At 74.1% G+C, this 12,210-nt stretch carries 11 protein-coding genes; 8 read left to right on the forward strand and 3 right to left on the reverse strand.

The window, feature by feature from the left end; genetic code table 11:
* Positions 1–62 precede the first annotated feature (62 nt).
* The 8 genes from glnA to I4I81_RS00880 all read left to right on the forward strand — a co-directional run bounded on the left by glnA (position 63) and on the right by I4I81_RS00880 (position 8,999).
* Positions 63–1,406 (forward strand): type I glutamate--ammonia ligase, encoded by a 1,344-nt coding sequence (gene glnA / locus I4I81_RS00845; protein ID WP_218605210.1) that lies wholly within the window; start codon positions 63–65, stop codon positions 1,404–1,406.
* Between the two features lie 35 nt (positions 1,407–1,441).
* Positions 1,442–2,278 carry a GNAT family N-acetyltransferase gene (locus I4I81_RS00850; RefSeq protein ID WP_218605209.1) on the forward strand — a complete coding sequence of 279 codons (837 nt, stop codon included), beginning with the start codon at positions 1,442–1,444 and terminating at the stop codon, positions 2,276–2,278.
* Positions 2,279–2,288: 10 nt separating this feature from the next.
* Positions 2,289–4,142, forward strand: coding sequence for a DNA primase (gene dnaG / locus I4I81_RS00855; protein WP_218615722.1), 1,854 nt, complete (start codon positions 2,289–2,291; stop codon positions 4,140–4,142).
* Entirely contained in the window at positions 4,139–4,684 is a 546-nt protein-coding gene (locus tag I4I81_RS00860) for a hypothetical protein (protein ID WP_218605567.1), read from the forward strand. The genes dnaG and I4I81_RS00860 overlap by 4 nt, the downstream gene beginning before the upstream one ends.
* On the forward strand, positions 4,681–5,448 hold the full coding sequence (locus I4I81_RS00865; protein WP_218605566.1) for a trans-aconitate 2-methyltransferase: 768 nt from the start codon (positions 4,681–4,683) through the stop codon (positions 5,446–5,448). The genes I4I81_RS00860 and I4I81_RS00865 overlap by 4 nt, the downstream gene beginning before the upstream one ends.
* A 67-nt stretch (positions 5,449–5,515) precedes the next feature.
* A complete protein-coding gene (locus tag I4I81_RS00870) occupies positions 5,516–7,189 on the forward strand; it encodes an NAD(P)/FAD-dependent oxidoreductase (RefSeq protein WP_218605565.1) in 1,674 nt (557 codons plus the stop codon).
* Positions 7,186–8,604 (forward strand): ATP-binding protein, encoded by a 1,419-nt coding sequence (locus I4I81_RS00875; protein ID WP_218605564.1) that lies wholly within the window; start codon positions 7,186–7,188, stop codon positions 8,602–8,604. Before I4I81_RS00870 ends, I4I81_RS00875 begins: the two co-directional genes overlap by 4 nt.
* Positions 8,601–8,999, forward strand: a complete 399-nt coding sequence (locus I4I81_RS00880; protein WP_218615723.1) for an OsmC family protein — start codon at positions 8,601–8,603, stop codon at positions 8,997–8,999. Before I4I81_RS00875 ends, I4I81_RS00880 begins: the two co-directional genes overlap by 4 nt.
* A gap of 264 nt (positions 9,000–9,263) precedes the next feature.
* Here the strand turns inward: I4I81_RS00880 and galK are convergent, their stop codons facing one another.
* Genes galK through I4I81_RS00895 form a run of 3 tightly spaced genes read right to left on the reverse strand, consistent with a single transcriptional unit; the run spans position 9,264 to position 12,183 of the window.
* Complete coding sequence (gene galK, locus I4I81_RS00885) at positions 9,264–10,340, reverse strand: galactokinase (RefSeq protein WP_218606004.1); 1,077 nt, start codon at positions 10,338–10,340, stop codon at positions 9,264–9,266.
* Positions 10,337–11,431, reverse strand: coding sequence for a galactose-1-phosphate uridylyltransferase (galT, locus tag I4I81_RS00890; protein WP_372453711.1), 1,095 nt, complete (start codon positions 11,429–11,431; stop codon positions 10,337–10,339). The genes galK and galT overlap by 4 nt, the downstream gene beginning before the upstream one ends.
* The gene (locus I4I81_RS00895) at positions 11,428–12,183 is read right to left on the reverse strand and encodes a DeoR/GlpR family DNA-binding transcription regulator (protein ID WP_218606003.1); all 756 of its coding nucleotides are present in this window, start codon (positions 12,181–12,183) and stop codon (positions 11,428–11,430) included. Before I4I81_RS00895 ends, galT begins: the two co-directional genes overlap by 4 nt.
* Positions 12,184–12,210 lie beyond the last annotated feature (27 nt).

A 12,210-nucleotide genomic window follows, 5' to 3' on the forward strand; every position in this document is an offset into this window, starting at 1 on the left:
CCGACACCACAGTGACCAGGCACGAAACACGTTCGTAACGCGGCGTTCCTAGTCTCCGGACCATGGATCGCCAGCAGGAGTTCGTGCTCCGCACACTCGAGGAACGCGACATCCGCTTCGTGCGGCTCTGGTTCACCGACGTGCTCGGATATCTCAAGTCGGTGGCCGTCGCGCCCGCCGAGCTCGAAGGGGCCTTCGCCGAGGGCATCGGGTTCGACGGATCCGCGATCGAGGGCTTCGCGCGCGTCTACGAGTCCGACATGGTCGCCCGGCCCGACCCGTCGACGTTCCAGGTGCTGCCCTGGGAGACCGCGTCCGGTGAGCACTACTCCGCCCGCATGTTCTGCGACATCGCCATGCCCGACGGCTCGCCGTCCTGGGCCGACCCGCGGCACGTCCTGCGCCGTGCGCTGAGCAAGGCCGCCGAGGCCGGTTTCACCTGCTACGTCCACCCCGAGATCGAGTTCTACCTGCTCCGCGAGCTCACCGCCGACGGCACGCCCCCGGTCCCCGCCGACTCCGGCGGCTACTTCGACCAGGCCAGCCACGACGTCGCCCCGCACTTCCGGCGCAACGCGGTGGAGACCCTGGAGTCGATGGGGATCTCGGTGGAGTTCAGCCACCACGAGGGCGGCCCCGGCCAGCAGGAGATCGACCTGCGCTACGCCGACGCCCTGACCATGGCCGACAACATCATGACCTTCCGGTACGTGGTGAAGGAGGTGGCGATCACCCAGGGCGTGCGCGCGTCGTTCATGCCCAAGCCGTTCTCCCAGCACCCCGGCTCGGCGATGCACACCCACTTCTCCCTCTTCGAGGGCGACCGCAACGCCTTCCACGACCCGAACGACCCCTACGAGCTGTCCGAGACGGGCAAGGCGTTCGTCGCGGGCGTCCTGCGGCACGCGCGGGAGATCAGCGCGGTCACCAACCAGTGGGTCAACTCCTACAAGCGCCTGATCACCGGCGGGGAGGCGCCCACCGCCGTGTCCTGGGGGCACGCCAACCGCTCCGCGCTCGCGCGTGTCCCGATGTACTCGCCCGGCAAGTCCTCGACGCGCCGGGTGGAGATCCGCACCCTCGACACCGCGTGCAACCCGTACCTGGCCTTCGCGGTGATCCTCGGGGCGGGCCTGCAGGGCGTCGCCAAGGGCTACGAGCTGGGCCCGGCCACCGAGGACGACGTGTGGTCGCTCACCGACACCGAGCGCCGCGCGCTGGGCTACGAGCCGCTGCCGCAGAACCTCACCGAGGCGCTGCACGCGATGGAGGGCTCCGAGCTGGTGGCCGAGGTCCTCGGCGAGCACGTGTTCGACTTCTTCCTGCGCAACAAGCGGGCCGAGTGGGACGCGTACCGCCGCAACGTCACCCCCTACGAACTGGCCACCTACCTGCCGGTTCTCTGACGGAACCCGCTCGCCCCCGGTGCGAGGATGGGGGCATGCGGGTCACCGTCCACGGGTCGGTCGCGGCGTTCGACGCCGCGGCCGGGCCGCTCTACGCCGCCGACCCGGTCCGGCACACGCTCGCCCACACCGTCCTGGACCGGCTCCGCGACCGGCCCGACCGCGCCGCCCTGCTGGTGACGGTCGCCCGGGCCGGGGAGACGGTCGGCGCGCTGCTGCAGGAGGTCCGGCGGCCCGCGGTGGCCTCCGCGCTGCCGCCGGGGCTCGCCGCCGCGGCGGCGGAGCGGGCAGGCACCGACCTGCCCGCCGTCAACGGGCCGGTGCCGCAGGTGGAGGCGTTCGCGGCCGCGTACACGGCCCGGACGGGCCGGGGCAGCGAGGTCGCGATGCGGATGCGGCTGTTCCGGCTGGCCGCGCTCACGCCACCGGCCCGGGTGCCGGGGTGCGCGCGCGTCGCGGGGCCCGACGACGTCGACCTCGTCGCGCGCTGGCAGGCGGCGTTCGGCGGCGAGGCGATCCGTGCGCTGGACCCGCCGGCCGACCCGCGGCCCGGGATCGTCGAGTCGATGGAGCGCGGGGCCGGGCACCTGCTGTGGGAGATCGACGGGCGGCCCGTGGCCTACGCCACCGCGCGCCGCCCGGTCGGCGCGATGTCGCGGATCGGGCCCGTCTACACCCCGCCGGAGCTGCGCGGGCACGGTTACGGGTCCGCGGTCACGGCTGCGGCCACGGCGTGGGCGCAGGACGCCGGGGCGCGGGAGGTCGTGCTGTTCACCGACCTCGCCAACCCGGTGAGCAACGCGATCTACCCCCGGATCGGCTACCGGCCCGTGCTGGACGCCCTGGAGCTGACCTTCACCGAACGCGCCTAGACTCGGTCGCGTGGCGGGACGCATCAGGGATTCGGACATCACCGAGGTCCGCGACCGCACCCGCATCGACGAGGTCATCGGCGACTACGTGGCCCTGCGTCGTGCGGGCGCCGGATCGCTCAAGGGCCTGTGCCCCTTCCACGACGAGAAGTCGCCGAGCTTCAACGTCCGCCCGACGCACGGCACGTTCCACTGCTTCGGCTGCGGCGAGGGCGGCAGCGTCTTCGACTTCGTGATGAAGATCGAGGTCGTCGGGTTCGCGGAGGCGGTGGAGCGCCTCGCCGACCGGATCGGGTTCCGGCTCACCTACACCGGCGGCGGGGCGTCGGTGCAGCGCGACAAGGGCACCCGCTCGCGCCTGCTGGAGGCCAACAAGCGGGCCGCGGAGTTCTACGCCGCGCAGCTGCAGACGCCCGAGGCCGCGAAGGGCGTCGAGTTCCTCACCTCCCGCGGGTTCGACGCCGCGGCGGCGGCCACGTTCGGCTGCGGGTGGGCCCCCGCCGGTTGGGACACCCTCACCAAGCACCTGCTCGCCGCCGGGTTCTCCTTCGACGAGCTGGTCAAGGCCGGGCTGTCCAAGGAGGGCCGCCGCGGGCCGATCGACCGCTTCCACCGGCGCCTGCTGTGGCCGATCCGCGACCTCGGCGGCGAGGTCGTCGGCTTCGGGGCGCGGCGCATCTTCGACGACGACGGCATCGACGCCAAGTACCTCAACACCTCCGACTCGCCGGTCTACCGCAAGACCAACGTGCTGTTCGGGCTCGACCTCGCCAAGCGCGAGATCGCGAAGCGCCGCCAGGTCGTGGTCGTCGAGGGCTACACCGACGTCATGGCGATGCACCTAGCGGGCGTCACCACCGCGGTCGCGTCCTGCGGCACGGCGTTCGGCACCGAGCACATCGCGGTGATCCGGCGCCTGATCGGGGACGACTCGTTCGACCTCGGCGAGGTCATCTACACCTTCGACGGCGACGCGGCCGGTCAGGCCGCCGCGCTCAAGGCGTTCGAGGGGGAGCAGAGCTACACCGGGCAGACCTACGTCACCATCGCCCCCGACGGCCAGGACCCCTGCGAGCTGCGCCAGACGCACGGCGACACCGCGGTGCGCGACCTGGTCGCCCGGCGCGAGCCCCTCTACGAGTTCGTCATCCGCTCCATGCTGCGCGAGCACAACCTCGAGACGCCGGAGGGGCAGACGGCGGCGCTGCGCCGCGCGGTCCCGCTCGTCGCGCGGATCAAGCGCGAGGACCTGCGCGACGAGTACGCCCGTCGCCTCGCCGGCTGGACGGGCTGGCCCGACGAGTTCGCGGTCGTCCGCCGGGTGCGCGAGGAGGCGGGTGTGGCACCGGAGAAGGTGCGCGGCCGCCGCGAGGTGCCCGCCCCGCCCCCGCGCGACGACCCCCGCCTGCACCTGCAGCGCGAGGCGCTCAAGGCCGCGCTGCAGCTGCCCGCGATCGCCGGGCCGGCCTACGACGAGCTGCCCGAGCAGGTCTTCAGCCACCCGTCGCTCGCGGGGGTGCACCGCGCGGTGCAGGCCGCGGGCGGCGTCTGCGCCGGGCTGCAGGGGCCGACGTGGCTGGAGGCCGTCAGCGTCGAGTGCGTCCCGGAGGTGCGGCCGCTGGTGCACGAGCTGGCCGTCGAGCCGCTGCAGATGCCGCGGCGCGGGATGGAGGAGGCGCGGTACGTGGGCAGCGTGGTGGCCGGGGTGAAGCTGGCGCTGGTCGAGGCCCAGGTGGCGGAGCTGAAGGGGCGGCTGCAGCGCACCAACCCGCTGGAGGACGCCGACGCCTACCACCAGCTCTTCGGCGACCTGGTGCCGCTGGAGCAGTACCGGATCGCGCTGCGCGAGCAGGCGTCCCGATGAGGCCGCCGAGGTTGAGCCCGCTGAAGGCCATCCGCCGGGTGCTGGGCCGCGACGAGCTGCCCGACGGGTTCGGCGCGACGCTGGAGCCCGACGAGCGGGTGCTCTCCGTCGCGGTGCTCACCGGGGGTGGGCACCTCGTCGTCACCTCGTGGGGGCTGTGGATCCCCGCCTCCGACGGCGGCGTGCGCCGGGTCGGCTGGCACCTCGTGAGCCGGGCGGCCTGGGGCAACGGGGCGATCGAGCTGGTGGAGGCGCAGGAGGAGCAGGCCGGGGGAGCGGTGCTGCTCGTCGACCGCCCGGTGGTCCGGCTGCGCCTCGCCGAGCCCGGGCGCGCGCCGGAGATCGTGCAGGAGCGCGTCACCGCGTCGATCCGCAGCCGCCACCACCGCGACCTGCCCGGCGGCGGGGCGTGGTTCGTCCAGCGCAAGGTCCCCGGCCGCGACGGGATCGTGCTGCAGGTGCGGCCCGATCCGGGCACCGAGGTCACCGCGGTGCGCCAGGTCGCCGCCGACGCGGCTGCGGCGTTGGGCATGCGGACGTGAGCACCACCTCCTGGGACCCCGCGCTCTACCTCGGCTTCGACGACCACCGCTCCCGCCCGTTCCACGACCTGCTCGCCCGGGTGGGAGCGGTCGCACCGCGGCGGGTCGTCGACATGGGCTGCGGACCCGGCCACCTCACCGCGGTGCTCGCGGCCCGCTGGCCCGGCGCCGCGATCAGTGCGTTCGACTCGTCGGCGGAGATGGTCGACGCGGCCAGGGCGCGCGACATCGACGCCGGGCAGGCCGACGTCCGCGACTGGACCCCCGCCCCGGACACCGACGTCGTCGTCACCAACGCGGTGCTGCAGTGGGTGCCCGAGCACATGGACCTGCTGCCGCGCTGGATCGCGGCGCTGCCGTCCGGCGCGTGGTTCGCGCTGCAGGTCCCCGGCAACCTCGACGCCCCGTCGCACGCGCTGGTCCGTGAGCTGCTCGCCGAGCCGCGCTGGCACGGCACGACCGACCTGCGCGACGGCACCGCCGTGCTCGACCCCGCCGGCTACGCGGACCTGCTCTCCGACGCCGGTGCGCAGGTCGACGCCTGGGAGACCACCTACCTGCAGCGCCTCACCGGCGAGGACCCGGTGCTGCAGTGGATCAGCGGCACCGCCCTGCGCCCGGTCCGCGACGCGCTGAGCCCCGCCGACTACGCCGAGTTCCGCGCCGAGCTCGCCCCGCGCCTGCGCGCCGCCTACCCCGTCCGGCCCGACGGCAGCACGTGGTTCCCGTTCCGCCGGATCTTCGCGGTGGCCCGCACAGCGTGAAGGTGCTCGCGCACCGGCGCAGGGAGGGTTAGCTTCGGTGGGGCCGCCGCCCTACCAGGGAGATCAGTTGACCCAACCCCCCGCCAGCAAGCCCGTGATCCTCACGGTCGACGACGACCCCGGCGTCAGCCGATCCGTGGCCCGCGACCTGCGGCGCCGCTACGGCCAGGACCACCGCATCGTCCGGGCCGAGTCCGGGGCCGACGCGCTGGAGGCACTGCGGGAGCTGACGCTGCGCGGCGAGCCCGTGGCCGCGATCCTCGCCGACTACCGGATGCCCGGGATGAACGGCATCGAGTTCCTCGAGCAGGCGATGGACGTCGTCCCGCACGCCCGCCGCGCCCTGCTCACCGCCTACGCCGACACCGACGCCGCGATCCAGGCGATCAACGTCGTCGACGTCGACCACTACCTGCTCAAGCCGTGGGACCCGCCCGAGGAGAAGCTCTACCCCGTCGTCGACGCGCTGGTGGAGACCTGGCGCGCGGTGGGGCAGAAGCCCGTCGACGAGATCCGGGTGGTGGGGCACCGCTGGTCGGCGGAGTCGTTCGCCGCGCGTGACTTCCTGGCCCGCAACTCCGTGCCCTACCGCTGGTACTCCGTCGAGGACGCCGAGGGCGCCCGGCTGCTCGACGCCGCGGGTGCCTCCACCGAGGACCTGCCGGTCGTCATCACCACCGACGGCACGGCGCTGCGCTCCCCGAGCGACGCGGAGATCGCGAACGCGTGCGGTCTCACCGTCGACCCGGTCGCCGACTTCTACGACCTCATCGTCATCGGCGGCGGCCCGGCGGGGCTGGGGTCCGCGGTCTACGGGGCGTCGGAGGGGCTGCGCACGGTGCTCGTCGAGCGCCAGGCCACCGGCGGGCAGGCCGGGCAGAGCTCCCGGATCGAGAACTACCTCGGCTTCCCCGACGGCGTGTCCGGCGCGCAGCTCACCGACCGCGCCCGGCGCCAGGCCGCCAAGTTCGGGGCCGAGGTGCTCACCGCCCGCGACGTCGTCGCGCTGGAGGCGCGGGGCTCGGCGCGGGTCGTGAAGTTCGGCGACGGCACGGAGATCGCGGCGCACGCCGTCGTGCTCGCCACCGGTGTGGCCTACCGCAACCTCGACGCGCCCGGCGTCGGCGAGCTGGCGGGCCGTGGCGTGTTCTACGGGTCCGCGGCCACCGAGGCACCCGCCTGCAAGGGCGAGGACGTCTACATCGTCGGCGGGGCGAACTCGGCGGGGCAGGCGGCGGTGTTCTTCTCCAAGCACGCGGCGACGGTCACGGTGCTGGTGCGCGGCCCGAACCTGGAGGCGTCCATGTCGCACTACCTGATCAAGCAGCTGGACGCGATCGAGAACGTGCACGTCCGCACCGGCACCGAGGTCGCGGAGGCGTGCGGCGACGGGCACCTGGAGCGGCTCGTGCTCTCCGACCGGAACTCGGGGGAGAAGGAGACCGTCGGGGCCGGGGCGATGTTCGTGTTCATCGGGGCGGCGCCGCGCACCGACTGGCTCGACGGCGTGGTCGTCCGCGACGCGCGCGGCTTCGTCCCGACCGGGCCCGACCTGCTGCACGAGGGGTCCCCGCCGCCCGGCTGGCCGCTCGACCGCGACCCGTACCACCTGGAGGCGAGCATCCCCGGGGTGTTCGTGGCGGGCGACGTGCGGTCGGAGTCGGTCAAGCGGGTGGCGTCGGCGGTCGGCGAGGGTGCGATGGCGGTGACGCTGGTGCACCGGTACCTGGCGGAGCAGTGAGCACCCGGGCGGACCTGCGCTCGCTGTTCCTGTTCGAGGCGCTCGAGGACGAGCAGCTCGCGTGGGTGGCGGCGCACGCCGACGAGGTGGACGTGGCCGCCGGGGACGACATCGTGACCGAGGGGGATCCCTCCGGCTGCTTCTACGTCCTCCTGTCCGGCACGCTGGCGATGAGCAGGATCATCGGCGGCGACCCGGTCGAGACCACCCGCACCGACCACCGCGGCGTGTACTTCGGCGCGGTCCAGTTCTACCTCGACGACGAGAGCGCCCGGACCTACCCGGCCTCGGTCCGGGCGATCACCGACTGCTGCGTGCTCGCGCTGCCCGCGACGGAGTTCGCGGCGGTGTTCCAGCAGTGGTTCCCGATGGCCGTCCACCTGCTGGAGGGCATGATCCTCGGGCTGCGCAAGGGCGGGCAGATCACCGCCGAGCGCGAGCGGCTCCTGGCACTGGGCAAGCTCTCGGCGGGCCTGACGCACGAGCTGAACAACCCCGCCGCCGCAGCGGGCCGGGCGGCCGACGCGCTGCGCGACAAGGTCACCGGGATGCGCAACAAGCTCGCGATGATCGCCGACGGCCACATCGCCGGGCCGCAGCTGCACAAGCTGGTGCTGGCGCAGGACGAGTTCGTCAAGAAGGTGCGCCACGCCCCGTCGCTCTCGCCGATCGAGACCTCCGACCGCGAGGACGAGCTCGGCGACTGGCTCGACGGCGCCGGGATCCCCGGCGGCTGGGACCTCGCGCCGGTGTTCGTCGCGGGCGGGTTGGAGGTCTCCGACCTCGACGCCGTGCGCACCGCGTCCGACCCCGCGGTGCTGGAGGGGGCGATCCGCTGGCTGGCGTACACGGTGGAGACCGAGAGCCTGCTTCGCGAGATCACCGACGCCACCTCGCGGATCTCCGATCTCGTCTTGGCGGCCAAGCAGTACTCGCAGATGGACCGCGCGCCGCACCGCTTCGTCGACGTCCACGAGGGACTCGACGCCACGCTGGTGATGTTCGGCCGCAAGCTGGGCGACGAGGGGGGCGTGGAGATCGTCAAGGACTACGACCGGACGCTCCCGGCGATCCCGGTCTACTCCGCCGAGCTCAACCAGGTGTGGACCAACATCATCGACAACGCGATCGACGCGATGGACGGGGCGGGCACCCTGACGGTCCGCACCGCGCGCGACGACGAGCGGGTGCTCGTCGAGATCGCCGACACCGGCCCCGGCATCCCGCCGGAGGTCCGGCAGCGCATCTTCGAGCCGTTCTTCACGACGAAGGGCGTCGGCAAGGGCACCGGGCTCGGCCTCGACGTCAGCTACCGGGTGGTCGTCTCGCGCCACCACGGCGACATCGCGGTGCACTCCGTCCCGGGGAACACGCGCTTCCAGGTGCGGCTTCCGATCACGGAGGTGCTCGCGTGACGATGCAGATGCCGCTGGCGGCGGCGCAGGCACGGATCGCCCCCAGCGGGCCCGTGGTGCTGGGGCTCGGGGCGCACACCGTCGTGGTCGACCACGGCGACGGCGGCCCCACCCCGCTGGAGCTGATGACGGGCGCGCTCGCGGCGTGCAGCGCGATGACGGCCCGCACCCACCTGGCCCGCGACGGCGACATCGGCGACCTCGACGTGCTCGTCACCCTCGACGCCGGCCCGCCCACGCTGTTCTACCGGCGGGTGCTGCTGCCCTGGCGGCTCTCGACGACCGACGTGCACCGCCTCGCCGACGCGCTGGAGCGCACCGAGCTGACGATGCTGCTGCGGCCGTCGTTCCAGATCCGGACGGCGGTGGAGCACGCGGGCGACGTGCTCAACTGACGCCACCCCCGCCCGCGAGTCGCTGCCCCCACCCCGCGAGTCGCGGTATCTCCGCCCGCGAGTCGCCGCCTTCGCGCCCGCGAGTCGCCGCCCTTGCGCCCGCGAGTCGCTGCTGCTCCGCAGCGCGTCGACGGACCCGGCGACGGCGGCGGCGAGGTCGTCGGCGGTGACGGGTCCGCGCGTCCCCGCGTCAGCGTAGGGATCGCACGCGTGGGCGGAACACCACGGTTCTCCTGGGGTGATCGAACAGCCGTGGTGTTCCGCTCACGCGTCGCGGTGCGCCCCCGCGCTCGGCTCCGCCACCCGGACGTCCGGGACGGTGAGGCCGCCGCGGGCGAACGCCGCCCGCACCGCGTCGGTCACGGCGTCGACGCGGTCGATCGGCACCAGCGCGATCGCCGACCCGCCGAACCCGCCGCCGGTCATCCGCGCCCCCAGCGCACCGGCCGCCCGGGCCACGTCGACGGCGAGGTCCAGCTCCGCGCAGGACACCTCGTAGTCGTGGACGAGGGAGGCGTGCGAGGCGTCGAGGAGCGGGCCGATGTCGCGCAGCCGCCCGTCGTCGAGCAGGGCCACGACCTCGCCGACCCGTGCGATCTCGGTGACGATGTGCCGTGCGCGGGGCACGAGCTCCGCGTCGAGCGATCCGAGGTCGTCGAGGGCGGCGTCGCGCAGGCTCGGCAGCCCGAGCACGTCGGCGGCCTTCTCCACCGACGCCCGGCGCGCCCCGTACCGCCCGTCGGCGAGGTGGTGCCGGACGCGCGTGTCGATGACGAGGACGGCGAGCCCGTCGTCGGCGGGGGCGAACGGGACCTGCCGCGTCGAGCCGTCGCGGGTGTCGAGCAGCAGGGCGTGGCCCGCGGTACAGAGCAGCGACGCGGACTGGTCCATCCCGCCGGTCGCGGCGCCGACCACCTCGTTCTCCGCGCGCACGCACGCCCGTGCGAGCGACGCCCGGTCCAGGCCGAGCCCGAACAGGTCGTCGGCGGCCACGGCGACCGCGCACTCCAGCGCTGCCGACGACGACAGCCCGGCCCCGAGCGGCACGGTCGCGGTGACCGTCAGGTCCATCCCGCCGACCGGGTGCCCGGCCGCGCGCAGCGCCCACAGCACCCCGGCGGCGTACCCGGCCCAGCCGGCGGGGGAGCCGGGGCCGACGTCGGCGAGGGGCAGGTCGGTGGTGCCGCGCTCGGCGTCGCTGCGGGCGACGAACCGCCCGTCGGCGCGCACCGACGCCTCCACGACCGTCCGCTCGGCCAGCGCGAACGGCAGGCACAGCCCCTCGGCGTAGTCGACGTGCTCGCCGATGAGGTTGACGCGCCCGGGCGCCGACCACGTCACGTCCCCACCTCCCGCAGCCGGGCGGCGATCTTCTCCGGCGAGGCGTCGTTGAGCCAGGCCGCCATGCCCGACTCCGACCCCGCGAGGTACTTGAGCTTGCCCGGCGCGCGGCGCAGCGAGAACAGCTGCAGGTGTAGCCGGGTGAGGTCGCGTCCGGTGTGCACGGGGGCCTGGTGCCAGGCCGCGATGTAGGGCGGGTCGGTGGACTCGGGACCGAAGTAGCGCTCGACGCGGCCGAGCAGGTCGCGGTACACGACCGCCAGCTCGGCGCGCTCGTCGTCGGTGAGCGCGGCCATGTCGGGCACGGCCCGGTGCGGCACGAGATGGGCCTCGACGGGCCAGCGGGCCGCGGCGGGCACGTACGCCGTCCAGTGCTCGGCGTCGATCACGACGCGGGTGCCTGCCCTGCGCTCGCTGGAGAGCACGTCGTCGAACAGGTCGCGGCCGGTCCGCTGGCGGTGCGCCGCGGAGCGCGTCAGCAGCTGCGCGGTGCGCGGGGTGACGTAGGGGTAGCCGAAGACCTGCCCGTGCGGGTGCTGCAGCGACACCCCGATCTCGACGCCGCGGTTCTCGAACAGGAACACCTGCTCGACGCCCTCGCGCCCGGACAGCTCCGTCGTCCGGTCGGCCCACGCCTCGATCACGGTGCGCACCCGCCGAGGCGGCAGCTCGGAGAACGCCGCGGTGTGGTCGGAGGTGAAGCACATGACCTCGCAGGTGCCGGTGGCCGGGCGCTGGGGCCACAGCGGGTCGCCGTCGACCTCGGTGGGCACCGGGCCGCTGCCCGTGCCGAACGAGGGGAAGCGGTTGTCGAACACGACGACGTCGTAGTGGTCCGACGGCACCTCCGACGCCTCGCCGCCCGGCTGCGTCGGGCACAGCGGGCACAGGTCGGCGGGCGGCAGATGCGTCCGGTTCATCCGGTGTGCGGCGATCGTGACCCACTCGCCGGTGAGCACGTCGTAGCGCATCACCGAGCCGTGCTCGACGACGGGCAGGTCGCGGGTGTCGGGCGGCGGCACGCGGCCGGGGGACTCGTCGTAGTAGCGCAGGGTGCGGCCGTCGGCCATGGGGGCGTCGGTGCGGATCACGCCAGCACCAGCCGTCCGCACCGCTCGTCGAGGACGGTGCGCGCGGCGGGTTCCAGCCCGTCGTCGCTGACCACCACGTCGACCTCGTGCAGCGCCGCGATCGTGCTCAACCCCACCACTCCCCACTTCGAGTTGTCGGCCACCACGGCCACCCGGCGCGCGCTCGCGACGAGCGCGCGGTTCGTCTGCGCCTCGGCCAGGTTCGGTGTGGTGAACCCGGCCCCGGCGTCCATGCCGTGCACGCCCATGAGCAGCCAGTCGACGTGCAGTCCCGCCAGCGCCGCCGTCGCGACGGGGCCGACGAGCGCGTCGGACGGGGTGCGCTCGCCGCCCGTCAGCACGACCGTCGTGTCGCCGGTCCACAGCACCTCGGCGACGCGCACCGAGTTGGTGACGACGGTCAGCCCCGGCACCCCGAGCAGCGCCGACGCCACCGCGTGCGTGGTGGTGCCCGCCGACAGCGCCACCGACGCCCCCGGCTCGACCAGCGCCGCCGCGGCCGCCGCGATCGCCCGTTTCGCCGCCGTGCGCAGCTCCGACTTCGCCGCGAACCCCGGTTCCTCCACACTCGACCCCGCCGCGGTGGCCCCGCCGTGCACCCGCGTGACGAGCCCACGGGCGGCCAGGGTCTCGATGTCGCGGCGCACGGTCATGTCGGAGACGCCGAGGCGCTCCACCAGGTCGGACACGCGCACGCCGCCGGTGCTGCGGACCTCGTCGAGGATCAGGTCCTGGCGCTGGCGGGCGAGCATGCGCCCACCCTACGACGGAGTCAAACG

Source organism: Pseudonocardia abyssalis, from assembly GCF_019263705.2.
Lineage (GTDB): Bacteria > Actinomycetota > Actinomycetes > Mycobacteriales > Pseudonocardiaceae > Pseudonocardia > Pseudonocardia abyssalis.